This window comes from Actinomadura napierensis (assembly GCF_039529375.1).
Taxonomy (GTDB): Bacteria; Actinomycetota; Actinomycetes; order Streptosporangiales; family Streptosporangiaceae; genus Spirillospora; species Spirillospora napierensis.
Map to the genome: position 1 here is coordinate 12,826 of NZ_BAAAMR010000033.1, position 23,806 is coordinate 36,631.

Here is a 23,806-nt window from a genome sequence, read left to right on the forward strand (position 1 = left end):
GGTTTCTGCGGATCGAGGACGACGCCATCGGCGCGCGCACCGGCTTGACAATGAGTGAGCGCTCACTCAAGCTGGGATTGAGCACTCACTCAGTCACGGAGGCACCGATGTACCCCGAGCTCAACGGCAAGGTCGTCGTCGTCACCGGCGGATCGCGCGGCATCGGCGCGGACACCGCCCGCGCGTTCGCCGCCGAGGGCGCCAGGGTCGCGGTGCTCGGACGCGACCGGGACGCCCTCGACCGGGTCGCCAAGGAGACCGGCGGCATCGGCGCGGTCGCGGACGTGACGGACTTCGCCGCGCTCGAGGAGGCGCGCCGCCGCGTCGAGGCGGAACTCGGGCCCGCGGCCGTGCTCTGCGCCTTCGCCGGCGGCGGCATCGCCCGGCCCGGACCGACGGCCGCGATGACGGAGGAGGAGTGGCACTCGGTCGTGGACGGGAACCTGACCGCGACCTTCCTGACGCTGAAGAGCTTCCTGCCCGGCATGCAGGAGCGGGGGGACGGCTCGATCGTGACGATGTCGTCCTCGGCCGGGCGGATGCCGTCCAACCTGCCGAACGGCGGCGGGCGGGACATGGGCAACCCGTGGGGCGCGCCGGTCGCCTACGAGGCGGCGAAGGCGGGAATCCAGGCGCTGACCAGGCACGTCGCCGCCGAGGTCGGCGAGCACGGCGTGCGGGTGAACTGCGTCGCGCCCGCCACGATCCGCACCGAGCGGACCGGCCGGTACATGCCGCAGGACGTGCAGGACCGCGTCGCCGCCGCCCACCCGCTCGGCCGCATCGGCGAGACGCGCGACGTCGCGGGGGCCGCGCTGTTCCTCGCGTCCGGCCAGTCGTCCTGGCTCACCGGCCTGACCATCGACATCGCCGGCGGCAAGGTCATGCTGTGAAACACGCACCGGGCGAAGGCGCCGCGCGGGATGCGGCGCCTTCGCCCGGTGCGGGGATCGTCAGTCGTCGTCGTCCTGCTTGCCGTGGTCGTCTCGGCCTGGCGATCGCGCGCACCGCCGCCTAGATCACGATGTTCAGGGCGAGGACGAACGCCAGCCCGCACACCGAGATCACCGTCTCCATCAGCGACCACGACTTGATCGTCTGCCCGACGCTCAGCCCGAAGTACTCCTTGACCAGCCAGAACCCGGCGTCGTTGACGTGCGAGAAGAACAGCGAGCCGCTGCCGACCGCGAGCACCAGCAGCGAGGTGTCGCCGGTGCTCAGCCCGGTGACGAGCGGGGCGAGGATGCCGGACGCGGTGACGGTCGCGACGGTCGCCGACCCGGTCGCGAGCCGGATCAGCACCGCGACCAGCCAGCCGAGGAGCAGCACGGACACGCCGCTGCCGTCCACCCAGTCGGCGATGGTCTTGCCGATGCCGGTGTCGACGAGCGTCTGCTTGAAGCCGCCGCCGGCCGCGACGATCAGCAGCACGCCCGCGATCGGCGGCAGCGACCGCTCCAGCGTCGTGGTGATCGTCGATCGGTTCATGCCGGCGGCGCCGCCGAGCGTGAACATCGCGACGACCACCGCGATGAGCAGCGCGATCAGCGGCGTGCCGAGGTTGTCGAGGACGGTGTAGGCCTCGGTGCCCTCGTCCAGCACGATGTCGGCGAACGCCTTGAGCAGCATCAGCACGACCGGCAGCAGCACGGTCGCCAGCGTGAGCGCGAACGACGGCCGGCGCTTGGCCTCCTTGCCCTCTTCGCCCTCTTCTCCCTCCGCGTCCTCGGCGGTGGTGAACAGCTCGGGGGGCCGGACGTCCACCCAGCGCGCGGCGAACCGGGCCAGCAGCGGGCCGGCGATCGCGACGCTCGGGACGGCGACGAGCACGCCGAGGCCGAGGGTGACGCCGAGGTCGGCGTGCAGCGCGTCGATCGCGACGAGCGGCCCGGGGTGCGGAGGGACGAGCCCGTGCATCGCCGACAGCCCGGCCAGCGCCGGGATGCCGACCGCGATGATCGACTGCCCGGAGCGGCGCGCCACCAGGTAGATCACCGGCATCAGCAGCACGAGCCCGATCTCGAAGAACATCGGCAGCCCGATCAGGGCGCCGACCAGCGCCATCGCCCAGGGCAGCGTGCGCCGGCCGGACCGTCCGACGATGGTGTCGACGATCTGGTCGGCGCCGCCGGAGTCGGCCAGCAGCTTGCCGAACATCGCGCCGAGCGCGATCAGCGCGCCCACGCCGGACGCGGTGTCGCCGAAGCCCTTGCCGAAGCTCTTCACGGTGTCGGCCATCGGGAGCCCGGCGATGGCCCCGACCAGCAGCGAGCCGAGGGTGAGGCTCAGGAAGGGGTGCACCTTCAACCAGGTGATCAGTACGACGATCAGCGCGATGCCGGCCAGCGCGGCGGGCACCAGCCGCCCGCTGGACGCGTGCGGCGCCGCGGCCAGCACGATCGAGTGCATGTGCGGTCATCCTCCTCGGTGGCGGGCTGGGGGACCCCGGGGGTGGGGGGAACGTGCGCCACCCGCCGAGTGCACCTTATTGACCAGCCGTAATCAAGAGGTCATGCGGAAAAAACATACCTTTGACATCTCGGTGTGCCTGCATCGAGGCAATCATGTGATGATTGGCGCATGGTGCGAGACAACCGGGCCGGGCTGCACGGCAGCGTCGTCGACCGGCTCGGCGTGCAGATCACCTCGGGGGAGTGCCCGGCGGGCGAGGTGCTGCGGATCGAGCAGCTGGAGGCCCGGTTCGGGGTCTCCCGCTCCGTGGTCCGCGAGGCGATCCGGGTGCTGGAGTCGATGGGCATGGTCACCAGCCGCCGCCGCGTCGGCATCACGGTGGCGCCGCGCAGCTGCTGGAACCTGTTCGACCCGCAGATCGTCGGCTGGCGGCTCGACGGCCCCGGCCGCGACGAGCAGCTCCGCGAGCTCGGCGAGCTGCGGCGCGGCCTGGAGCCGGTGGCGGCCCACCTCGCGGCGCTCCGCGCGACCCCGGCGCAGTGCGGCATGCTGACCGGCGCCGTCATGCAGATGGCGGTGCACGGCAAGTCCGGCGACCTCGAGGCCTACCTCGACGCGGACATCCTGTTCCACCGGACGCTGCTGGAGGCGTCCGGCAACGAGATGATGGGCGCGCTCAGCGGGGTGGTCGCCGCCGTGCTCGCGGGCCGCACCCACCACCACCTCATGCCGGCGCACCCGGAACCGGCCGCGATCCGCTGGCACGCCGAGGTCGCCCAGTCCGTCCAGGCGGGCGACGCCGGGGCCGCCGAGCGCGCCATGCGCGACATCGTCGACGAGGCCACCCACGCCATGCTCGACCCCGGCTGATCCGTGTGCCCGGCGGGGTGGTCGCGCCGTGCCGGGGCGAGGCCGTCGATACTGGGATCATGACTCTTCCGCTGAGCCCGGACGAACTGCTGACCACCACCCGTACGGTGCGCAAGCGCCTCGACCTGGCCCGCCCCGTGCCGATGGACCTCGTGCGCGAGTGCCTGGAGATCGCCGTCCAGGCGCCGAGCGGGAGCAACCGGCAGGGCTGGCACTGGATCGTCGTCACCGACACCGAGAAGCGGAAGGCGATCGGCGAGTACTACCGGCGCGCGTTCGCCACGTACGCCGCGTCGGGCGGCACCTCCGCAGGCCTCTACGCCGACGACCCCGACCGCGCGGACGTGCAGCGCCGCGTCGGCGACAGTGCCGCCTACCTGGCCGAACGCATGGGCGACGTCCCTGTGCTGGTGATCCCGTGCCTGCGGTTGCAGGGCGGGAAGCTGCCGGAGGGCAACCAGGCCGGGCTGTGGGGGTCGCTGCTCCCGGCCGTGTGGAACTACGCGCTCGCGGCGCGGGCGCGCGGCCTCGGCACCGCGTGGACGACGCTGCACCTGGCCTACGAGCAGGAGGTCGCGGACGTTCTCGATCTGCCGGCCGACGTGCGGCAGGGCGCGCTCGTCCCGACCGCGTACTTCACCGGCGAGACCTTCCGCCCGGCCCCCCGCGTCCCCCTGGAGGAGATCCTCCACGTGGACCAGTGGTGATGCGCCGGTAGCACGGAGAGGCGGCCCGCCGCGCTAGCGGCGGCGCCGCCTGCGGACGTCGGCGAAGATCGCCTCGGAGATCGCGGTGGCGGCCTTCTCCGGGTCGGCCGCCGGGCAGAACGGCTGGAACCAGCGGGCGATCGGGTGGCCCCGGCGGTTGCGGCGGGGCCGCTGCCAGTGCCAGTACAGGCCCTTGCCGCGGCCGCCGGTCCGCTCGCCGGGCGGCGGCAGCAGCCACACGGTGCGCCCGACGTAGGGCTCGACCTGTACGCACTGCGCCGAGACCGCCATCAGCGACGGCGGGGCCTCCGGCGGGGCGTCCTCCTTCGGGCCGATCTCCCACGAGCCGCTCTCCCACGGGCCCGAGGCGTGCAGGCCGAGGGCGTCGAGCCGGGTCATGAGCCGGCGCGCGTACTCCTCCGCCTCGTCGGCGCCGGGATCGCCGTCCGGACCGTCCGCGACGTCGCCGGGGCCCGTCGCGCGACCGGCCGGGTCCGGATGCGGGGGCTTGGCGAATGCGGTGATCGTCATGCGGGCTCCCGTGACCGGTGGCGGTGTCTGACAGCCAGGTCGCGCGACACTGACTCCCTGCGAAAAACAGTCCTACGCGCCCCGCAGTGTGTCAAGCGCTTCATGTCAATTGACATGACGCCGGGCACAGAATGATCATTTGCGCGAGGTGAAGATCGCCGGGCAAAAGCTGCATTATGCGGGTTGCATGGTGTGATGACGGCGGTGTAGACACGGAGCATGACTCCGGGTGACGACGGGCCAGTGCTGTCGGGTTGGCTGCTCGGCAATGCGCTCGCCAATGCCCGCAAGGCGTCCGGAGAGTCGGTGACGAGCATCGCGAAGGATCTCGGCGTCCATCCGCAGACCGTCAGGCGGTGGGAGAACGCCGAGGTCACGCCCAGCGTCATCGTTCTGCGCGGGCTCTGCACGCATTACGGAGTTCCGCCCGACAAACGGGACGAACTGGAAGAATTGCGTGAACGGGCCAGCCGGCCGGGCTGGTGGAACGGCAGCGGGGACTGGCCCGACGCCACCGCCGAACTGCTCGGCATGGAGATGGCGGCCGTCCGGATTCGCGCTTGGGACCTGACCGCAATTCCCGGCCTCCTGCAGACCCCCGAGTACGCGCGGCAGGTCATCCAGGCCGTCGACCCGAGCGTGTCCCCGCCCCGGGTGGACTCCGGCGTCGAGCTGCGGATGGGACGGCAGGCCGAGGTGTTCGGCGGCGCGGTCCGCGAGGCCGTCTTCATGATCGACGAGAGCGCGCTCGCGCGGATGCCCGGCGGGCCCGCGCTGCGCCGCGCCCAGATCGCCCGGCTGCTGGTGCCGCCGCCCGCCGTCACCATCCAGGTGATGCCGTTCAGCGCCGGCCCGCACCCGGCGCTCGGCTCCTTCATGGCCTTCGACTTCGACTCGCCCGTGATCGGCGCCGGGGTGTTCGTCGAGGGCTCGGTGACCGGCCGCAGCCGGGTCGAGACCGGCACGGCCGTCGCCCGCTACGAGCAGGTCTGGGCCTGGCTCCAGGCGAAGGCGCTCACCCCGAAACAGACGACGGAGTTCCTCGAGAAAGAGATGGAAAGGATAGCCCCGCAATGAGGAATCATGATCTGATAAACCCCCGGACCTGGCGGAAGTCGTCGCGGTCGAATGCCGCGCAGGACGCCTGCGTGGAGGTCGGCGGCGGCGACCGGGTCGTCGGAGTCCGCGACACCAAGGACCGCGACGGCGGCACCCTGGTGTTCGGCAGCGCGAACTGGCGTGAATTCGCCGACCAGGTGAAGGCGGGCCGTTTCGACCTGTGAGCGCCTGAAGAGGGACGAAGGGCACCCGGCGACCCGGTCGCCGGGTGCCTCCCCCCATTCCTCCCCGACCTCGGCCCAAGGAACACAATGGACACCCACTCCCATCCCAAGGGCGCACTGAAGAGCGGCCCCGGCGTCGCTTCCGCGGGACGGATCTACGACTACTTCCTCAACGGCCGGCACCACACCCCGGCGGACGAGGAGGCCGCCCGCAAACTCCAGGAGAAGGTCCCGGAACTGCACTACATGGCGCAGGCCAACCGGATATTCCTGCAGCGGGCGGCGGCCTCCATCGCGCGGGCCGGCGTCGACCAGTTCATCGACCTCGGCTCCGGCATCCCGACCGCGTGGAACACCCACGAGGTCGTCCACGTCGTCCACCCGCACGCGAAGGTCGTGTACGTCGACAACGACCCCGTCGTCCTCGACATGTCGCGGGACATGCTCCGCCGCGGCGGCGAGACCGACGTCGCCTACGTCGACGCCGACATCGCCGACCCCATGTCCGTCATCGGCGACCCGGGGGTGCGGCGGCTGATCGACTTCGACCGGCCCGTCGGCTACATGCACGTCGCCATCTGGCACTTCGTCGACCCCGGCAAGGACCCGTGGAAGCTGCTGCGCCAGTACCTCGACGCGGTCCCGTCCGGCAGCTACCTCGCCCTGTCGCACGTCACCGCCGACGGCCAGCGCCCCGACAAGATCGAGCGGTTCAACGAGGTCTACCGCAACGTCACCGCGCGGCTGAACTTCCGGACGTTCGAGGAGATCGACCGCTTCTTCGACGGCTGGGAGTACCTCCCGCCGCACGAGGGCGCCCCGCCCGGCCTGTCCTACGTCGACGTCTGGGGCAGCAAGAACCCGGCCGAGGTCGACCCGTCGCACACCTGGATCCCGGCCGGCGTGGCCCGCAAGCCCTGACCCCCGCACGGGGCTCCTGAAGTACGAGGGACGGCCGAATGCGGGCTCTGACAGGCGCGTACGGGCATGTCAGGGCGGTGTGGTCGTAAGGTGAACGCGTGTCGGACTCATCGCCGCGCCGGTTGCCCAGGGGGCGCTCGGCGCTGTCACCCGAGGAAGTGGAACGCATCCAGCGGTCGCGGCTGTGCGCCGCGATGGCCGAGGTGATGGCCGAGAAGGGGTACGTCGCCACGTCGGTCGCGGACGTGCTCCAGCGGTCCGGGGTGTCGCGGCAGAGCTTCTACCAGGTGTTCGACGGCAAGCTCGACTGCTTCATGGCCGCCTTCGACGTGGCGCGGGACATGCTGTTCCAGCATCTGCTGGAGATGATCGGCGGCGGCGAGGGCGGCGTGCCCGCGCCGGGCTCCGGCGCCGGGCCGATGGACCGTTTCGAGCAGGCGTTCACCGCCTACCTGGAGGCCCTCGCCATCGAGCTGCCCTACACGCGGCTGTTCCTGGTGGAGGTGTACGCCGCCGGGGCGGAGGCCGTCCGGCGGCGCGCGGACCTGCAGAACTCGATCACCGAGATGCTCGCCGACATGCTCGGCGCGCGGGACGAGGAGGGCCGCTTCACCTGCCGGATGATCGTCGCGGCGACCAGCACGCTGGTGACGAACGCGGTCGCGGAGAACGACCTGGACGCGCTGCGCGCCATCGGCCCGCCGCTCGTGCGCAACGTCCGCACCCTGTGGGACGCCGGCGCCCTCGGGAACCGGCACGCGGCGGCGGGCCCGGCGGGTCAGTAGCCGGCGAAGAGCGCCTGGAGCCGGTCGCTGTCGTCCTGCGGCCCGACGCGGCGCAGCCGCATCGGCGGTGACGGGACGCGCCCCCACAGCATGAGCAGCCGCGCCGCCTGGTCGCCGGCGACGGTGGCCTCGCCGGACGGGTCGGTCAGCGACAGTGCGGGCTCGCCGCCGGCGACCTCGACCAGCAGGTCGGGCTGCCCCTCGGTGCGCATCCGGGCCGAGAACGGGCCGGACTCGTCCACGGCGCGCAGGCCGCGGGCGCACAGCGGGCCCGCGCCCACCGCGGTCACCGAGTGCTTCAGCAGCGCCGGGTCCGACAGCAGCGCGACGCTGGTGTCGTCGTCGCCCACCAGGTCCCAGCGGTGCAGGGCGCATTCGTTGCGCATGTGGGAGAGGAAGTCGGCGACCCGGAAGGGGCGCCCCGTCCAGGTAAGCTCGGCGTCCGGGTCGTCGGCGACGACGGCCTCGGCGGCGCGGCGCATCCGCTCCTCGGCCTGCTCGACGGTGGCGAGCAGCCGCTCTTCGGGCAGCGCCCGGAGCGGCGGCTCGCGCTCCTCGAACGAGCGGGTCGAGGTCAGCGGGGAGCCCTCGGCGTAGGCCTCGATGTGCCGCAGCGCCTCGAGGTAGTTGCCCGCGATGTGCGCGCCGACATGGTGGACGGTCCAGCCGCCGCACCAGGTCAGCGCGTTGGGCGGCAGGTCCTGGAGGGTGGTGAGCATCGCCTCCGCCGCGCGCGGCCGTTCGCTCACGGCCGCTGCTCCTGCAGGCTGGACACCTCGGGCGCGCCGCCGTCCCAGGAGGCCATCGCGGTGGCGAAGGCGCGGGCCGCGGCGAGGGTCGTCAGGTAGGGGACCCTCTGCCTGCGCGCCGCGGTGCGGCGGCGGACCCGTTCGTCGTCGAGGGGCGCGGACGGTGAAGGCGGAACGTCCAGCATGAGCTGGACACTGCCCGGCTCCTCCAGCGGGAAACCCGCGCATTCGCCCACCGGCCCGCCGAGCGCCCGCGCCGTCGCGGGCGGTGCGACGACCTTCAGGCCGAGCTCGGCGAACCGCTCCGCGACCTCCCGCGCCTCGCCGGCGAGCCGCTCGGGGACGCACACGAATGCGCGCCCGCCGGACGGCATCGTCGCGCCCGCGGCGATCTGGCTCTTGGCGTAGGCGGCGCCGAAGTCGCCGGCGATGCCCATCACCTCGCCGGTCGAGCGCATCTCCGGGCCGAGCGCGTCGCGTGCCTCGGCCAGCCGGTCGAACGGCAGCACCGCCTCCTTGACGCAGACGCGCCGCACCGCCGGCTCCGGCAGGCCCTCCTCGCGCAGCCCGGCGAGGGTGGCGCCGGTCATCACCCGCGCCGCCGCCCGGGCCAGCGGCACGCCGGTGGTCTTGGACGCGAACGGGACGGTGCGGCTGGCGCGGGCGTTGGCCTCGATCACGTGGACGCGGCCGTCCGCGACCGCGAACTGCACGTTCAGCGGTCCGACGACGCCGAGCGCATCGGCGAGCGCCCGGGTGTGCTCCTCGATCGCGGCGACGGTGCCGGCCGGCAGGCCGATGGGCGGGATCACGCACGCGCTGTCGCCCGAGTGCACCCCGGCGGGTTCGACGTGCTCCATCACCGCGCCGATGAGCACCTCTCCCGTCGCGTCGCGCACCGCGTCGACGTCGACCTCCGTCGCTCCGGCGAGGAAGCGGTCGACTAGCACGGGCCGCTCCTGGGCGAGGCCGCTCTCGGCGCGCACCTCCGCCAGCGCCGCGCGCAGCTCGGCGGCGTCGCCGACGATCCGCATGGCGCGTCCCGACAGCACGTAGCTGGGGCGGACCAGCACCGGGTATCCGAGCCGGTCGGCGATCCGCACCGCCTCGTCCTCCGTCGCCGCGGTGCCGCCCGGCGGCTGCGCGATGCCGAGGTCGCGGCACAGGGCGTTCCATCGCTCGCGGTCCTCGGTGACGTCGAGGGCGTCGGGCGGGGTGCCGAGGACGAGGCGCTCCGGCAGCCGGTGCGCGAGCTTCAGCGGCGTCTGTCCGCCGAAGGTGAGGACGACGCCGGCGGGGTCCTCGGCCTCGATGACGTTGCGGACGTCCTCGGCGGTCAGCGGCTCGAAGTAGAGCCGGTCGCTGGTGTCGTAGTCGGTGGACACCGTCTCGGGGTTGCAGTTCACCATCACCGCCTCGAACCCGGCGTCCTGCAGCGCCCCGGCGGCCTGGACGCAGCAGTAGTCGAACTCGACGCCCTGCCCGATCCGGTTCGGCCCGGAGCCGAGGATCACGACGCGGGGACGGTCGCCGCGCCGGACCTCGTCGGTGTCCTCCCAGGTCGAGTAGTGGTACGGGGTGAAGGCCTCGAACTCGGCCGCGCAGGTGTCGACCGCCTTGAACGTGGCGTGCACGCCCGCGTCGGCGCGCATCGCGCGGACCCGGTCGTCGTCGGTGCCGAGCAGGTGGGCGATCTGCGCGTCGGCGAAGCCGAGCCGCTTGGCGCGCCGCCAGTCCAGGTCGCCGGACGCGATGCGCGCGCGCTCGGCGGTGATCTCCGCGATGCGGTCGAGGAACCACGGGTCGATCCCGGTCGCGCGGGCCGTCTCCTCGACCGACGCGCCGCACCGGATCGCCGCCTCCACCCAGAAGATCCGGTCGGGCGCCGGACGCGACGCCCGCTCCAGCAGCGCGGCGGCGTCGGGCCCGGTGTGGCGGGCCTCGCCGGGGTCGGCGTTGAGGCCGAGCCGGCCGTCGTCGAGGGATCGCAGGCACTTCTGCAGCGATTCGGGGAACGTGCGGCCGATGGCCATCGCCTCGCCGATCGAGCGCATCCGCGTGTCGAGGGTGTCGTCGACGCCCTCGACCTTCGCGAAGTCCCAGCGCGGCACCTTGGTGACGACGTAGTCCAGCGCCGGCTCGAACCCGGCGGGGGTCTCGCGGGTGATGTCGTTGCGGATCTCGTCCAGCGTCAGCCCGGCCGCCAGCAGCGTCGCGATCTTGGCGATGGGGAACCCGGTCGCCTTGGACGCCAGCGCGCTGGAGCGCGACACCCGCGGGTTCATCTCGATGACGACCATCCGGCCGGTCTCCGGGTCGATCGCGAACTGGATGTTCGAGCCGCCCGTCGCGACGCCGATGCGGCGGATGCAGGCGAACGCGGCGTCGCGCATCACCTGGTACTCCACGTCCGACAGCGTCTGAGCGGGCGCGACGGTGATCGAGTCGCCGGTGTGGACGCCGACCGGGTCGACGTTCTCGATCGAGCAGACCACCACGCAGTTGTCGGCGGCGTCCCGCATCACCTCCAGCTCGTACTCCTTCCACCCGGCGATCGACTCCTCGATGAGGATCTCGCCGGCGGGGCTCGCGGCGATGCCGTCGTCGGCGAGCCGGGCGAGCCGGTCGCGGTCGTGGGCGATGCCGGTGCCCTCGCCGCCGAGGATGAACGACGGCCGGACCACCACCGGGTAGCCGATCCGCTCGGCGATCTCCAGCGCCTCGTCCACGCCGTGCGCGAAGCCCGACTCCGGGGTCTCCAGTCCGATCTCGGTCATCGCGTCCTTGAACAGCTCGCGGGTCTCGGCGGTGCGGATCGCCTCGGCGCCCGCGCCGATCGCCTCGACCCCGTACCGGTCCAGGACGCCGGACTCGTGCAGCTCGGTGGCGAGGTTCAGCGCGGTCTGCCCGCCGAGCGTGGCGAGCAGCGCGTCCGGCCGCTCCCGCTCGATGATCGCCTCCAGGAACGGGGCGGTCAGCGGCTCGACGTAGGTCCGGTCGGCCAGGTCCGGGTCCGTCATGATCGTGGCCGGGTTGGAGTTGGCGAGCACGACGCGCAGGCCCGCCTCGCGCAGGGCCCGGCACGCCTGCGCGCCGGAGTAGTCGAACTCGCAGGCCTGGCCGATCACGATCGGCCCGGAACCGATCACCAGGACGCTCTTCAGGTCGTCGCGCAGAGGCATCAGGCGTGCTCCATCATCGTGCGGAACTCCTCGAACAGGTAGCCGGCGTCGTGCGGGCCGGGGGCCGCCTCGGGGTGGTACTGGACGGAGAAGGCGCGCGCGTCGCGGCACTCCAGGCCCTCCACGACGCCGTCGTTGAGGTTGACGTGGGTGGTGCGGGCGCCGGAGACGCCGTCCGCGGAGACGGCGTAGTTGTGGTTCTGGCTGGTCACCTCGACCTGCCCGGTCGAGACCCGGCGGACGGGATGGTTGCCGCCGTGGTGCCCGAACGGCAGCTTGTAGGTCCGCGCGCCGAGTGCGCGGGCGAGCAGCTGGTGGCCGAGGCAGACGCCGAAGACCGGGACCCGGCCGAGCAGCCCGGCGACGTCGACGTCCACGGCGGCCGGGTCGCCGGGTCCGTTGGACAGGAACACCCCGTCGGGGCGCCGGGCGAGGACGTCGGCGGCGGGCGTCCCCGCGGGCACCACGTCCACGGTCGCGATGCGGCCGAGCCGGCGCAGCATGTCCTGCTTGATCCCGAGGTCGTAGGCGACGACGCGCATCGGGCCGTCGCCGACCCGGTAGGGCTCGCGGGTGGTGACGTCCGACACCAGGTCGGCGCCCTCGGTGCCCGGTTCGGCGCGCGCCGCCGCCTGCAGCGCGTCGTGCTCGTCGGCGGGCCCGAACGCGCCGCAGAGCGATCCCGCCTCGCGCAGGTGGCGGGTGAGGCGCCGGGTGTCGATGCCGGTCAGCACCGGGACGCCGTGCCGGGCCAGCCAGGGCCGCACCGCCTCGGCGGCGCGGCGGTTGCTCGGCCGTTCGGTGACCTCGCGGGCGATCACGCCGCGGCAGCGCGGCCGGCCGCTCTGGTCGTCGGCCGGCGTCACGCCGTAGTTGCCGATGTGCGGGTAGGTGAAGCAGACGATCTGCCCCGCGTAGGACGGATCGGTGATCACTTCCTGGTAGCCGCTGTGGACGGTGTTGAAGACCACCTCGCCGGTGGCCGTGGCGGGGGAGTCCACGCGGCCCTCGAACGTCTCGCCGTCGGCGAGCACCAGTAGCCCGTCCATGGGCGTCCTCCTCTGGTCGGTCGGGGGATGGGGATGAAAGGGGGTCAGGAGGTGAGCGCCGGCCGCCGCTCCAGGAAGCGGGCGATCCGCGCGGCCGCCTCGCCGAGGTCGCCGACGGGCGGCAGCGTCACGATGCGGAAGTGGTCGTGCCGCGGCCAGCCGAGCCCGCTGCCCTGGACGATCAGCACCTTCTCCTCGCGGAGCAGGTCCAGGGCGAACCGCCCGTCGTCGGCCAGCGGGTGGACGCGCGGGTCCAGCCGGGGGAAGGCGTAGAAGGAGCCCTGCGGCTTCACGCAGCTCACGCCGGGGATCGCGGTCAGCAGCTCCCAGCACCGGTCGCGCTGCTCGGCCAGCCGGCCGCCGGGCGCGGTGAGCGCGCGGATGCTCGCGGTGTCGCGCAGCGCGGCGGGCACCGCGTGCTGCGCCACCACGTTCGGGCACAGCCGCAGGCACGCCAGCGTCTCCAGCGCCTCGGCGTAGTCGGCGGTCAGCGTGCGCGGGCCGGAGATCGCCATCCAGCCGCACCGGAACCCCGGCACCCGGTAGCGCTTCGACAGCCCGCCGAAGGTGAGGCAGGGCAGGTCGGGCGCGAGGGTGGCGGCGGGCACATGGACGACGCCGTCGTAGAGGATCTCGTCGTAGATCTCGTCGGCCATGACGACCAGGCCGTGCGCGCCCGCGAGGGTGGTGATGCGCTCCAGCGCCTCGCGCGGCCACACCGCGCCGGTCGGGTTGTTCGGATTGATGATCACCACGGCCCGGGTCCGGTCGGTGATCTTGGCGCTGAGGTCGGCCAGGTCCGGCTGCCAGCCCGCGCCCTCGTCGCACAGGTAGTGCACGGGCTCGCCTCCCGCCAGCGTCGTCGCCGCCGTCCACAGCGGGTAGTCCGGCGCGGGGACGAGCACCTGGTCGCCCGGGTCGAGCAGGGCCTGCAGCGCCATCGACACCAGCTCCGACACGCCGTTGCCGAGGAAGACGTCCGCCGGGGTGACGCCGGACAGGCCCTTGCGCGCGTAGTCCGCCGCGATCGCCTCCCGCGCGGGGAGCAGGCCCTGCGCGTCGCCGTAGCCGGTCGAGTCGGCGACGCCGGCGCGCGCCGCGTCGACCACCTCCGGCGGGACCGGGACGCCGAACGCGGCCGGGTCCCCGATGTTCAGCTTGACGACCTTCTCGCCGTCGCGTTCCAGTTGCTGGGCCAGCCGCAGCAGCGGGCCCCGTATCTCGTAGGTGACGTCGGACATGCGGGCAGAGCGCAGCGTCCGCACCGGATCCTTCCTTCCTGGTGAGGCTGGGGGACGAACTCGTGGATCGAGGCCAGGCGGGCCGGGTCGGCCGGGCGGGCCGGTCAGCGGCGCGCCCCGGCCATCTCCGTCTCCTCGGCGGCCTCGCGCCGGGGGCGCGGCACCGACAGCGCCAGCAGCGCGCCGAGCGCGTACGCGGCCCCGGCGACGACCACCGCGACGCGCAGGCCCGGGACGAAATCGGCCGTGCCGCCCGCGACGAACGCGCCGAGCAGCGCGATGCCGATGGCGCCGCCGACCTGCCGGGCGGCGTTGAGCGTCCCGGACGCGATGCCGGTGCGCTCGGGCGGGGCGCCCTCCACCACGGCGGCGGTCGCCGCGGGCATGGTGAAGGAGATCCCGAACCCGGTCGCCATCATCGGCACCACCAGCTCGGCGTACGGGACGGTCCGGGTGGTGACGGTGAGGGCGAGGAACCCGGCGGCGCCGGTCGCCATCCCGACGATCATCGGCAGCCGCGGGCCGCCGCGCGCGGTCACCCGCCCGCCGAGCCAGGAGCCGAACGCGATGACGCCGGTCTGCGGCAGCAGCGCCAGCCCCGTCATCAGCGGCGAGTAGTCGCGGATCTGCTGGAAGTACAGGGTCAGCACGAACAGCTGGCCGTAGAACCCGAGGTTCATCAGCCCGCCGACCGCGGTCGCCGCCGACAGCTCGCGGCTGCGGAACAGCGACAGCGGCAGCATCGGCGCCCGCACCCGCGCCTCGGTCGCCACGAACAGCGCGGCCGCGACGGCGAACAGCGCGAACCCGCCGAGGACCAGCGGGTCGAGCCAGCCGGAGCGGCCCGCCCGCACCATCGACGCGGTGATCGCCAGCAGCGCGACGGCGCTGGTCAGCTGGCCCGGCACGTCCAGCCGCCCGCCCTCGCGCCCGTGCCGGCCGGTGTGCACCCAGCGCGCGGTCAGCAGCATCCCCACCAGGCCGACGGGGACGTTGACGAAGAAGATCCAGCGCCAGCCGAGGCCGTCGGCGAGCAGCCCGCCGAGCAGCGGCCCCGAGCCGGACGCGAACCCGCCGACCATCGCCCAGATGCCGATGGCGCGGGCGCGGGTGCGCCGGTCGCCGTAGCTGCCCTGCAGCAGCGCCAGCGACGAGGGCACCAGCAGCGCCGCGCCCACGCCCTGCACCACCCGCGCGCCGACGAGGAACGCCAGGCTCGGCGCGAAGCCGCAGGCCGCGGACGCCACGATGAACAGCGCGAGGCCCGCCTGGAACACCCGCTTGCCGCCGAGCCGGTCACCGAGCCAGCCCGACGACAGCAGCAGCCCCGCGAACACCACCGTGTAGCCGTCGACGACCCACTGCAGCCCGGACACCGAGGCGCCGAACTCCTTGCCGAGCCGGGGCAGCGCCACGTTGACGATCGTGGCGTCCACGATCACCATGAACCAGCCGAAGCAGACCGCGATCAGCGGCCGCCACGCGAACCCGCCGCCCGTCTCGTCACCGCCGGTCATCGATCCGGCCACCCCTTCCCTCTCCCTCGTCCGCCGCCCGTCGTACCGGGTCTCTCTCATCGGCCTACCCGCGTCTCAGCCACTGCCCAGCATCAGCCTGAGCAGCGCCATCCGGAGGGTGACGCCGTTGGCCGCCTGCTGGAAGTAGGCGTTGTGCCGGGTGCCGTCCACGTCCGTCGCCAGTTCCCCCTTGCGGGGCAGGGGATGCAGGACGGCCAGCTCCGGCGGCGCCACCGCCGCCAGCAGGTCGCCGGTGAGGGGCAGCTCGCCCGCCGGCGGCCGCGCGCGGTCCGCGGCGTCCAGCTCGGCCGCGACGGTCGGGGAGGAGTACACGACGTCCGCCTCCGGCAGCACGCCGATGAGGTCGTCGTGGAACCGGATCGTCCGGCCGGCGCCCTCGAACTCCGCGCGGGCGAGCGGGTCCAGGTCCATGCCGGGCGCGGCCACGCCGACGACCTCGCAGTCGTACTTGGCCAGCCCGCGCAGCAGCGACTTCACGCAGCGCATCCGCAGGTCGTTGACCACCACGACGCGCAGCCCGTCGATGCGGCCGAACCGCTGCCGCATCGTGTACAGGTCGGTGAGCGCCTGCGTCGGGTGCTCGCCGGTGCCGTCGCCCGCGTTGATGATCAGCGCGCCGTCGACGGACTCGGCCGCCCGCGCGGGCTCGCCGGTGACCGGATGCCGCGTGACGATGACGTCGCCGTACAGTGCGAGCATCCGGAACACGTCCGCGGACGACTCCTGCGTGCTGCCGGACGCGCGGGTGACCTCCGCGTCGGCGAACCCGGAGACGCCCCCGCCGAGCCGCAGCATCGCGGTCTCGTGCGCGAGCCGGGTGCGGGTGCTCTTGTCGAAGAACGCCGACATCAGGATCCTGCCGCGCAGGTCCCGCTCCACCTCGCCCTTGGCGAGCTCGCGGCCCGCCTGGTCGGCGGCGTCGAACAGCGTCTCCAGGTCGTCGCGGCCGAACGGGGCGAGCGACAGGACGTGCCGGCCGGTGAACCCGCTCATCCCTTCCCCTCGACGATGGCGGCGGTCCAGGTGCGCGAGTCGACCATGGCGTAGCCGGGCGCGGCGGGCAGCCGCGCGCTGTCGGCCTGGTCCTCGATCCCGGTCATGCCGAGCATGAGCCGCTCCAGGATCAGGCCCTGCGACATCGGCGGGGCGCCGGGGGTGATCGGGCAGGTCTGCTCGTCGATCAGCCAGCGGCGCTGCATCGCCGCGTCCGGGTAGCCGGGCTTGTCGGGGATGAGGCGCTCCATCAGGTGCTCGGCGATCTCGGGGTTCATCCCGGCGTCCTCCGGCAGCCCGATGAACTCCTCGATCGGCATCGAGTCGTGCGTCCACTTCCAGAGGAAGGTCCGGTTGCCGAACACGTAGCCGGTGAGCATGAACCGCACCTGCGGCGCGTCGCGGAACGCCCGGTGCAGCGCGTACCGCGCCGGGTACTCGTAGGGTTCGATCTCGTCGAGGACGTAGTCGCAGCCCTGGACGAACTCGGGCGCCGACTCGGGCGTGATGCCCTCGGGGAAGACGTCGATCGTGACGTCCGGGGTCATGTCGTGCACGTACTCCGCGACCACCTCGGCCTTGTTGCGGCCCACGGTGCGGACGCCCGCGCCGAGCTGGCGGTTGATGTTGGAGTACTCGAAGGTGTCGAGGTCGGCGACCTTGAGGTGCAGCACGCCGAGCCGCGCAAGGCGTTCGACCATCGAGCCGCCGATGCCGCCCGCGCCCGCGACGCCGACCGTCGCGTCGCGCAGCGTGCGTTGCCGCTCGCGCGCCTCCTCGTCGGTGTCGCCGAGCCAGCCGAGGTTCCGCTTGACCCGCTCCCAGTAGATGGCGTCGTCGTACTCGCCGGCGTGCTGGATCCTGCGTCCGGTGTTCTTGCCCATGCCCGTGGACGCTCCCTTCACTGGTCGGGGAATGGGGGGTGGGACATCCACGGCGGTGTTTCGCCGGAGCGATCGGAGCCAAACACCGGCGCGTCCCGGCGGGCACGGAACGAAACGGTTCGGGCGTCGCCTGACCAGCAGTTTGACCGGCTAAATATTTTCTGTGTCACACCGCGTCCCGGCGCCTGGAACGATCTCCTATCGCGCGGCGGGAGGGGCGGCCGCTACGGGCCTCGCGGTGCCCCGCCGAACGCGTGCGCGGTTTCGGTCGGGCCAAATTCGGCCGTATTCGGATGTCTTCTTTCGGCAGGCCGAACAATGATCGCCATTCCGCCGTGAGCAGCACATTCGCTTTTCGCTCTGGGTGGTCGCGATAGCGGAATCAGATGACCATTTCGTGAATGGTCGGCGGCGGCGAGGCGGCCGAGGGCTCCGGTTTCTTCGAAGAAGGCCCGGCGGGCCCGTCAGCCCGTTCCCGGCGGGTCGTCGCCGGACGATTCGAGGGCGCGTTCCAGCTCGTCGACGTGCAGCAGGTCGCGGTCGACGCGGCCGGTGCGGTAGGCGGCGCGCCCGACCAGGTGCGCCGCGACCGGGACGGTGATGATCTGCAGCAGCGCCACCAGCACCAGCGAGGTGATGACCTCGATGGTCGGGAACCGGATGCCGACCCCCACCAGCACCAGCAGCAGCCCGACGGCCTGCGACTTCGTCGCCGCGTGCATGCGGGTGAACAGGTCGGGCAGCCGCAGCAGGCCGAGCCCCGCGCTGAGCGAGGCGCCCGCGCCGAGCAGCAGGAACGCCGCCGTGAACGCCGCGGTCACGCGTCCGCCCCCTGGTCCGGCTCGTCCGGGAGGGGGACGTGCTGGGTGAGGAACCGGGCGACCGCCACCGAGCCCACGAAGGCGACCAGGGACAGGGCCAGCAGCGTCGGCAGCACCCAGGTGTCGCCGTCCGCGACCGCGGCCGTGCCGAGCCCCGCCATGATCACGGCGAGCAGCACGTCCAGGGCCATGGCGCGGTCGAGCATCGACGGACCCCGCACGATCCGGGCGAGCGAGCACGCGGCGGCCAGGAACAGCACCACCGTCACGACGTCCAGCACGACCGTCATGCCCCTGCCCCCGTCATGACGCGGCCTCCGCGAGGGCGCGCAGGTCGTCGCGGGTGCCGAAGGCCCGGACGGTCCGGCGTTCGAGCGCCAGGACGTCCCGCCGGGCCTTGTCCACCGCCGCGTCGTCGGCGGCGCCGAGGACGTGCAGGAACAGCGTCGCGTCGGAGCGCCGGACGTCCAGCACCAGCCTGCCCGGCGTCGCCGACAGCGAGATCGCCATGATGGCGAGGATCAGGTCGGAGCGGGTCCGCAGCGGCACCCCGATCACCGAGTTCCGCCGGGCCCGGCCGCGCCCGCCGGCCGCCTGCCAGGCCAGCGGGCCCGCGCTGTGCAGCAGGTCGACGGCGGCGAGCAGCCCGAACACGGCGAGCCCGGCGGGCCGCAGCCGCAGGTGGTGACCGACCGGCGGGAGCGGGAACACCAGCGGCAGCACCACCGACAGGACCAGCCCCGACAGCATGTTCGCCACGGACGGCCGGTCCCACAGCAGCATCCACACCACGGTCAGCCAGACGACGGCGGACGGCCGGATCGCGCGGCGGCGTCCGACCCGGATGGTGAAGTCCCTCATGAGGCGCCTCCGGAAGGGAACACGGCCCGCACGTAGGCCTGCGGGTCCAGCAGTTCGGCGGCGGCCCGCTGGCAGAGCCCGTACAGCGGCCCGCCGCCGGCGGTGTAGGCGAGGCTGAGCACGACCAGCGCCGCGCTCCCGGCGACCATCGCGACCGGCAGCCGCGCGGCCGGCGGGTCGCCCGGGAGGTCGTCCGGCGGGGCGCCCCAGAACGCCTGGTTCCACACCTTCACCAGCGCGTACAGGGTGAGCAGGCTGGTGACGACGGCGCCCGCGACGAGCGCGTCCACCAGCGGACCGCCCTGCGCGAGCCCGGCGCGCAGCAGCCCGAGCTTGCCGAGGAACCCCGACAGCGGCGGGATCCCGCCGAGGTTCATCGCCGGGACGAAGAACAGCACGCCGACGAGCGGCGCGGTGCGCGCGAGCCCGCCGAGCCGGGCGAGGGACGTCCCGCCGCCGCGCCGGTCGATCAGCCCGGCGACGAGGAACAGCGTGGTCTGGATGGTGATGTGGTGCAGGACGTAGAACACGGTCGCGGCGAGCCCGGCGGCCGAGTCCAGCCCCACCCCGAAGATCATGTAGCCGATGTGGCTGACCAGCGTGAACGACAGCAGCCGTCGGACGTCGATCTGCACCATCGCGCCCAGCACCCCGACGAGCATGCTGAGCAGCGCCGCCACCAGCAGCACCGTGTGCAGGTGGCCGCCCGGGAACAGCACGGTCTCGGTGCGGATGACCCCGTACACGCCGATCTTGGTGAGCAGGCCGGCGAACACGGCGGTGACGGGGGTCGGCGCGCTCGGGTAGGAGTCCGGCAGCCACATCGACAGCGGGAACACCGCGGCCTTCGCGGCGAACGCCGTCAGCAGCGCCGCCTCGCCGATCCGGGAGACGGGGGCGGGCAGCTCGGCGATCCGCAAGGACAGCTGCGCCATGTTGACGGTGCCCGTCGCGGCGTACAGCACGGCGATCGCGACGAGGAACAGCATCGACGACAGCAGCGCCACGACGATGTAGGTTGTGCCGGCGCGGACGCGGGCCATGGTGCCGGCGAGCGTCACCAGCACGTAGCTGGCCATCAGCATCATCTCGAAGCCGACGAACAGGTTGAACAGGTCGCCGGCGAGGAACGCGTCGCAGACGCCGGCGGCGAGCAGCAGGTACGTCGGGTGGAACACCGACAGCGGCGTGTCCCGGTCGCGGTCGGCGCCGTCCTGGCCGAACGCGTAGACCAGCACGCACAGGATGACGGCCGACGACACGACCAGCATCAGCGCCGACAGCCGGTCGGCGACCAGCGTGATGCCGACCGGGGCGGGCCAGCCGCCGAGCTGGACGGCCTGCGGGCCGTCCCGGTCGGCCCGGACCAGCAGGACGACGGCGATGCCGAGCACGGCGCCCAGGGCGACCACGCTGATCGCGCGTTTCAGCAGCGCGTGCCGCGGGCCGATGATGATCTTGATGCCGGCGGCCAGCACGGGCAGCAGCACCGGCAGCGGGATCAGCGCGTTCACCGGCCCTGTCCGTCCCGCCGGGGCCGTCCGGGCCGTCCATGACGCCCGTCGCGGGGGACGCCGCCGGGGAAGTCGCTGTCGGGCTCCTCGCGGGCGCCCAGCTCGGACGGGTCGGCGACGGCGCGCCGCTCGCGCTCGGTGCGGAGCCGCACGTCGTCCTCGCTCTCGCGGCGCACCCGCATGTCCTCGATGTCGTCGCGGACCTCGTCGTCGCCGCTCAGCCGGCCGCTGCGGTAGGCGATGGCCAGCACGAACGCGGCCGACGCGAGCGAGATGACGATCGCGGTGAGGATCATCGCCTGCGGCAGCGGGTCGCTGAGCGGCCGGCCGGGCCGCTCCTCCGGCTCGTGCGCGGCGAGGATCGGCGCGCGGCCGGCCGGGCCGCCGCCGGTCAGGATCAGCAGGTTGACCCCGTTGCTCAGCACGAGCACGCCGACGACCAGCCGGGACAGGCTGCGCTCCAGCAGCAGCACGACCCCGGCGGCGACGAGCGTCCCGCCGGTCGCGGCCAGCACCAGCGACGGGGTCATCCGGGCGCCCCGCCGCCGGCCAGGTCCGCCCCGGTCTGCCGGTCGATCTCGGCGCCGAGCACGTTCAGCACGGTCAGCACCAGCCCGACGACGATCAGGTAGACGCCGATCTCGAACAGCAGCGACGTGACGAAGTGGACGTGGCCGAGCAGCGGCAGGTGCGCGTCCACCGAGGCGCTCTGCAGCACGGCACCGCCCCAGGCCAGCCCGCCGAGCGCCGTTCCCGCCGTGACGACGACGCCCGCGCCGAGCAGCGCGCCCGCCGACACCGGCGCCGCCTCCCACACCTCGAACGGGCCGCCGGCCAGGTAGCGGACGGCGAGGGCGAGCCCCGCGACGATGCCGCCCGAGAACCCGCCGCCCGGCGCGGAATGCGCGGTGAACAGCAGGAACAGCGAGTACAGCAGGACGGTGTGGAAGATCGTCCGGGCGACGACCTCGAACACGATGGAGCGCCGCTCGGCGGCGAGCGTGGAGCCGGCGGCGAGCCAGCGGTCCGGTTCGGTGTCGGCGTCCAGCGCGGTGACCTCCCGGACGGCCCACACCTCGGAGTCCTCGTCGGGGGCGGGCGGCGCCGACACCGGCCGCCGCGCGAACACCATGCTGGCCACGCCGAGGGCGGCGAGCACGATCACCACGCTCTCGCCGAGGGTGTCCCAGGCGCGCAGGTCCACCAGCACGGTCGCGACGATGTTGCTCCCGCCGGCCTCCTTGGCGGCGTGCGGGTAGGCCCCGGAGATCGGCGCGGCGTTGCGGGACCGGGCCGCGAGCAGCGTGACGACGGCCGCGGTCAGCCCGGCCAGCGCCCCGACCGCCAGGTGGACGCCGCGCTGCGCCGGGGACCGGGTCGAGAACCGGGCGGGCAGCCGCCGCAGCACCAGCACGAAGACGATCAGGCTCGCGGTCTCGACGAGGAACTGCGTCAGCGCCAGGTCGGGCGCGCCTTGCAGGACGAACAGCGTCGAGACCCCGAACCCGGACGCGCCGGACAGCACCACCGTCTTGCCCCGGTCGCGGGCCCGGATCGCCGCAGCAGCCGCGGCCACGGTCAGCAGCGCCACCAGTCCCTGTGCGGGACTGTCCCAGACGCGGCCGCCGAGCGGGTCCGGCCACGGCAGCCCCCACAGCACGGAACCGCCGGCGAGCCCGACGGCGGCCAGCAGGATGATCAGCAGGTAGTCGGGCAGCGACCCGCGCTGCACGGTCCCGGTGAGCTGCAACGCGAACGTGTTGAGCCCGTGCATGAGGCGCAGGTAGACGTCCTCCGGCTCGAACAGCCGCGGGACGCGCGCGATGAGCCGTCCCGCCGCGAACAGCCCCGCGCCCAGGGCGAGCGACACCGCGGTGAGCAGCAGCGGAAGCCCGAATCCGTGCCATGCCGACAGGTGGTAGGTGCCGTGGCCTTTGACGGGGTAGGGCGCGGCCTCCCGTCCGATCGGCGCGTCCAGCTTGGCGGCGAGCAGCCCCACGACCACGCCCGCCGCCGCGAGCAGCACCACCGGCGCGAGCAGCAGCACCCCGGGGCGGTGCACCTCGCGCGGCTCGACGCCCTCCTTGCGCGCGAACGCGCCCCACAGGAACCGCAGGCTGTAGCCGGCGGTCAGCGCCGACCCCACCGCGACCAGCGCAACGAGCGCGGCGTCGCCGCCGAGGAACGCCTCGTAGGCGGCCTCCTTGCCGGCGAACCCGAGCGTCGCGGGAACGCCCGCCATCGACGCCGCCGCCGCGATCGCCGCCCCGTACAGCACCGGCGTGCTGCGTCCGAGACCCGACAGTTTCCGCAGGTCGCGCGTGCCGGTGGAATGGTCGACGACCCCGACCGCCAGGAACAGCGCCGACTTGAACAGCGCGTGCGCCAGCAGCACCGTGAAGCCCGCCAGCGCCGCGACCCGGTTCCCGGTCCCGAGCAGCACGACCATGAACCCGAGCTGGCTGACCGTCCCGTAGGCGAGCAACAGCTTCAGGTCGTGCTCGCGCAGCGCCCGCCATCCGGCCAGCAGCATCGTCGCGACGCCGCAGCTCAGCACGATCGGCCGCCACCCGGCCGTGCCGGCGAACGCCGGCGCCAGCCGCGCCACCAGGAACACGCCCGCCTTCACCATCGCGGCGGCGTGCAGGAACGCGCTGACCGGCGTCGGCGCCGCCATCGCCCCCGGCAGCCAGAGCCCGAACGGGACGAGCGCCGACTTCGACAGCGCCCCCACCAGGATCAGCACCACCGCCGCCGTGACCGCGCCCCCGCCGGGTGGCGCCGCGACGATCGCCGACAGCCGGTGGGTGCCCGCCGCCTGCCCCAGCAGGACGAGCCCGACCAGCATCGCCAGCCCGCCGAACGTGGTGATCACGATCGCCTGCGTCGCGGCCCGCCGCGCGATGCCGCGCTCCGCGTCGTACCCGATCAGCAGGTACGACAGGACCGTCGTCAGCTCCCAGAACACGTAGAGCAGGACGAGGTCGTCCGACATGATCAGGCCCAGCATCGCGGCGGCGAACCCGACCAGCTCGCCGGCGAACGCGGGCAGCTTCGGCTCCGACCCGCCGAAGTAGCGGCCGCAGTACAGCACGATCAGCGCCCCGACGCCGCCGACGATGACCATCATCATCCAGGTCAGCGGGTCGGAGCGCATGTACAGGTGCAGGCCGAGCCCGGGGATCCACGACCACGACTGGGTGCGCGGGGCGCCGCCGTCCAGCCACGGCCAGGCCGCCCACCCGGCCGCCGCGGCGAGCACCGCCGCCAGCGGCGCGAACGCGGTGCGCCCGAAGACCCGCACGAGTACCGGCGCCGCCGCCGCGGCCGCGCAGTACGCGGCGAGCAACAGCAGCAAGGGGGCCTCGGCAGGATCGGAAAGGCGGACGGTTGATCACTCACAGTGACCGCATCGTGCTGAACCGTCACCCTAGTGCCGAGCACGTGCGCGGCCACGCGCCCCGC

Annotated in this window: 22 protein-coding genes; 7 read left to right on the top strand and 15 right to left on the bottom strand. The window is 73.4% G+C overall.

The features are described 5' to 3' along the window. Nucleotides 1-107: 107 nt before the first annotated feature. Nucleotides 108-893, top strand: a complete 786-nt coding sequence (locus ABD296_RS19740) for an SDR family NAD(P)-dependent oxidoreductase (RefSeq protein WP_344268823.1) — start codon at nt 108-110, stop codon at nt 891-893. Nucleotides 894-1,014: 121 nt separating this feature from the next. On the opposite strand, the gene ABD296_RS19745 is transcribed toward ABD296_RS19740, so the two are convergent. Next, nucleotides 1,015-2,409 (bottom strand): GntP family permease, encoded by a 1,395-nt coding sequence (locus ABD296_RS19745; RefSeq protein WP_344268826.1) that lies wholly within the window; start codon nt 2,407-2,409, stop codon nt 1,015-1,017. 171 nt (nt 2,410-2,580) lie between these two features. Here ABD296_RS19745 and ABD296_RS19750 point away from each other — a divergent pair, with 171 nt between their 5' ends. Beyond that, complete coding sequence (locus tag ABD296_RS19750; RefSeq protein ID WP_344268829.1) at nt 2,581-3,282, top strand: FadR/GntR family transcriptional regulator; 702 nt, start codon at nt 2,581-2,583, stop codon at nt 3,280-3,282. Nucleotides 3,283-3,341: 59 nt separating this feature from the next. After that, on the top strand, nt 3,342-3,989 hold the full coding sequence (locus ABD296_RS19755) for a nitroreductase family protein (RefSeq protein ID WP_344268832.1): 648 nt from the start codon (nt 3,342-3,344) through the stop codon (nt 3,987-3,989). 33 nt (nt 3,990-4,022) lie between these two features. Here the strand turns inward: ABD296_RS19755 and ABD296_RS19760 are convergent, their stop codons facing one another. Then, a complete protein-coding gene (locus ABD296_RS19760; RefSeq protein WP_344268835.1) occupies nt 4,023-4,520 on the bottom strand; it encodes a hypothetical protein in 498 nt (165 codons plus the stop codon). Between the two features lie 219 nt (nt 4,521-4,739). Here ABD296_RS19760 and ABD296_RS19765 point away from each other — a divergent pair, with 219 nt between their 5' ends. The 4 genes from ABD296_RS19765 (at nt 4,740) to ABD296_RS19780 (ending at nt 7,509) form a co-directional block, all read left to right on the top strand. Further along, nucleotides 4,740-5,597, top strand: coding sequence for a helix-turn-helix domain-containing protein (locus ABD296_RS19765; protein WP_344268838.1), 858 nt, complete (start codon nt 4,740-4,742; stop codon nt 5,595-5,597). Continuing rightward, nucleotides 5,594-5,803: a DUF397 domain-containing protein gene (locus ABD296_RS19770; RefSeq protein WP_344268841.1), complete on the top strand. Its 210-nt coding sequence runs from the start codon at nt 5,594-5,596 to the stop codon at nt 5,801-5,803. The genes ABD296_RS19765 and ABD296_RS19770 overlap by 4 nt, the downstream gene beginning before the upstream one ends. 87 nt (nt 5,804-5,890) lie before the next feature. After that, nucleotides 5,891-6,724 carry an SAM-dependent methyltransferase gene (locus tag ABD296_RS19775; RefSeq protein WP_344268844.1) on the top strand — a complete coding sequence of 278 codons (834 nt, stop codon included), beginning with the start codon at nt 5,891-5,893 and terminating at the stop codon, nt 6,722-6,724. A 98-nt stretch (nt 6,725-6,822) separates the two neighbouring features. Beyond that, nucleotides 6,823-7,509 (top strand): TetR/AcrR family transcriptional regulator, encoded by a 687-nt coding sequence (locus tag ABD296_RS19780; RefSeq protein WP_344268847.1) that lies wholly within the window; start codon nt 6,823-6,825, stop codon nt 7,507-7,509. Here ABD296_RS19780 and ABD296_RS19785 read toward each other — a convergent pair. The 13 genes from ABD296_RS19785 to ABD296_RS19845 form a co-directional block, all read right to left on the bottom strand. Next, nucleotides 7,503-8,258 (bottom strand): maleylpyruvate isomerase N-terminal domain-containing protein, encoded by a 756-nt coding sequence (locus ABD296_RS19785; protein WP_344268850.1) that lies wholly within the window; start codon nt 8,256-8,258, stop codon nt 7,503-7,505. The two genes, ABD296_RS19780 and ABD296_RS19785, sit on opposite strands and share 7 nt — an antisense overlap. Beyond that, nucleotides 8,255-11,440 carry a carbamoyl-phosphate synthase large subunit gene (gene carB, locus ABD296_RS19790; RefSeq protein ID WP_344268853.1) on the bottom strand — a complete coding sequence of 1,062 codons (3,186 nt, stop codon included), beginning with the start codon at nt 11,438-11,440 and terminating at the stop codon, nt 8,255-8,257. The genes ABD296_RS19785 and carB overlap by 4 nt, the downstream gene beginning before the upstream one ends. Next, nucleotides 11,440-12,489: a glutamine-hydrolyzing carbamoyl-phosphate synthase small subunit gene (gene carA / locus ABD296_RS19795; protein ID WP_344268856.1), complete on the bottom strand. Its 1,050-nt coding sequence runs from the start codon at nt 12,487-12,489 to the stop codon at nt 11,440-11,442. Before carA ends, carB begins: the two co-directional genes overlap by 1 nt. 44 nt (nt 12,490-12,533) lie before the next feature. Further along, nucleotides 12,534-13,754, bottom strand: a complete 1,221-nt coding sequence (locus tag ABD296_RS19800) for a pyridoxal phosphate-dependent aminotransferase (protein ID WP_344268859.1) — start codon at nt 13,752-13,754, stop codon at nt 12,534-12,536. Nucleotides 13,755-13,834: 80 nt separating this feature from the next. Further along, nucleotides 13,835-15,247 (bottom strand): MFS transporter, encoded by a 1,413-nt coding sequence (locus tag ABD296_RS19805; protein WP_344268862.1) that lies wholly within the window; start codon nt 15,245-15,247, stop codon nt 13,835-13,837. 75 nt (nt 15,248-15,322) lie between these two features. Continuing rightward, nucleotides 15,323-16,261 carry an aspartate/ornithine carbamoyltransferase family protein gene (locus ABD296_RS19810; protein ID WP_344268866.1) on the bottom strand — a complete coding sequence of 313 codons (939 nt, stop codon included), beginning with the start codon at nt 16,259-16,261 and terminating at the stop codon, nt 15,323-15,325. After that, nucleotides 16,258-17,145, bottom strand: a complete 888-nt coding sequence (locus tag ABD296_RS19815; protein WP_344268869.1) for a ThiF family adenylyltransferase — start codon at nt 17,143-17,145, stop codon at nt 16,258-16,260. The genes ABD296_RS19810 and ABD296_RS19815 overlap by 4 nt, the downstream gene beginning before the upstream one ends. Nucleotides 17,146-17,609: 464 nt before the next feature. Further along, nucleotides 17,610-17,966: a monovalent cation/H(+) antiporter subunit G gene (gene mnhG / locus ABD296_RS19820; RefSeq protein WP_344268872.1), complete on the bottom strand. Its 357-nt coding sequence runs from the start codon at nt 17,964-17,966 to the stop codon at nt 17,610-17,612. After that, nucleotides 17,963-18,256, bottom strand: coding sequence for a monovalent cation/H+ antiporter complex subunit F (locus ABD296_RS19825; RefSeq protein WP_344268874.1), 294 nt, complete (start codon nt 18,254-18,256; stop codon nt 17,963-17,965). The genes mnhG and ABD296_RS19825 overlap by 4 nt, the downstream gene beginning before the upstream one ends. Before the next feature lie 13 nt (nt 18,257-18,269). Further along, complete coding sequence (locus ABD296_RS19830; RefSeq protein ID WP_344268875.1) at nt 18,270-18,827, bottom strand: Na+/H+ antiporter subunit E; 558 nt, start codon at nt 18,825-18,827, stop codon at nt 18,270-18,272. Further along, complete coding sequence (locus ABD296_RS19835; RefSeq protein ID WP_344268876.1) at nt 18,824-20,341, bottom strand: Na+/H+ antiporter subunit D; 1,518 nt, start codon at nt 20,339-20,341, stop codon at nt 18,824-18,826. The genes ABD296_RS19830 and ABD296_RS19835 overlap by 4 nt, the downstream gene beginning before the upstream one ends. Beyond that, a complete protein-coding gene (locus ABD296_RS19840; protein ID WP_344268878.1) occupies nt 20,338-20,871 on the bottom strand; it encodes a Na(+)/H(+) antiporter subunit C in 534 nt (177 codons plus the stop codon). The genes ABD296_RS19835 and ABD296_RS19840 overlap by 4 nt, the downstream gene beginning before the upstream one ends. Further along, complete coding sequence (locus ABD296_RS19845) at nt 20,868-23,699, bottom strand: Na+/H+ antiporter subunit A (RefSeq protein ID WP_344268880.1); 2,832 nt, start codon at nt 23,697-23,699, stop codon at nt 20,868-20,870. The genes ABD296_RS19840 and ABD296_RS19845 overlap by 4 nt, the downstream gene beginning before the upstream one ends. Between the last annotated feature and the right edge of the window lie 107 nt (nt 23,700-23,806).

Coding starts and splice junctions, on each gene's coding strand:
- ABD296_RS19740 (WP_344268823.1), top strand. CDS start 108: ATGTACCCCGAGCTCAACGGCAAGGTCGTCGTCGTCACCGGCGGATCG.
- ABD296_RS19745 (WP_344268826.1), bottom strand. CDS start 2,409: ATGCACTCGATCGTGCTGGCCGCGGCGCCGCACGCGTCCAGCGGGCGG.
- ABD296_RS19750 (WP_344268829.1), top strand. CDS start 2,581: ATGGTGCGAGACAACCGGGCCGGGCTGCACGGCAGCGTCGTCGACCGG.
- ABD296_RS19755 (WP_344268832.1), top strand. CDS start 3,342: ATGACTCTTCCGCTGAGCCCGGACGAACTGCTGACCACCACCCGTACG.
- ABD296_RS19760 (WP_344268835.1), bottom strand. CDS start 4,520: ATGACGATCACCGCATTCGCCAAGCCCCCGCATCCGGACCCGGCCGGT.
- ABD296_RS19765 (WP_344268838.1), top strand. CDS start 4,740: ATGACTCCGGGTGACGACGGGCCAGTGCTGTCGGGTTGGCTGCTCGGC.
- ABD296_RS19770 (WP_344268841.1), top strand. CDS start 5,594: ATGAGGAATCATGATCTGATAAACCCCCGGACCTGGCGGAAGTCGTCG.
- ABD296_RS19775 (WP_344268844.1), top strand. CDS start 5,891: ATGGACACCCACTCCCATCCCAAGGGCGCACTGAAGAGCGGCCCCGGC.
- carB (WP_344268853.1), bottom strand. CDS start 11,440: ATGCCTCTGCGCGACGACCTGAAGAGCGTCCTGGTGATCGGTTCCGGG.
- carA (WP_344268856.1), bottom strand. CDS start 12,489: ATGGACGGGCTACTGGTGCTCGCCGACGGCGAGACGTTCGAGGGCCGC.
- ABD296_RS19805 (WP_344268862.1), bottom strand. CDS start 15,247: ATGACCGGCGGTGACGAGACGGGCGGCGGGTTCGCGTGGCGGCCGCTG.
- ABD296_RS19810 (WP_344268866.1), bottom strand. CDS start 16,261: ATGAGCGGGTTCACCGGCCGGCACGTCCTGTCGCTCGCCCCGTTCGGC.
- ABD296_RS19815 (WP_344268869.1), bottom strand. CDS start 17,145: ATGGGCAAGAACACCGGACGCAGGATCCAGCACGCCGGCGAGTACGAC.
- ABD296_RS19825 (WP_344268874.1), bottom strand. CDS start 18,256: ATGACGGTCGTGCTGGACGTCGTGACGGTGGTGCTGTTCCTGGCCGCC.
- ABD296_RS19830 (WP_344268875.1), bottom strand. CDS start 18,827: ATGAGGGACTTCACCATCCGGGTCGGACGCCGCCGCGCGATCCGGCCG.
- ABD296_RS19840 (WP_344268878.1), bottom strand. CDS start 20,871: ATGACCCCGTCGCTGGTGCTGGCCGCGACCGGCGGGACGCTCGTCGCC.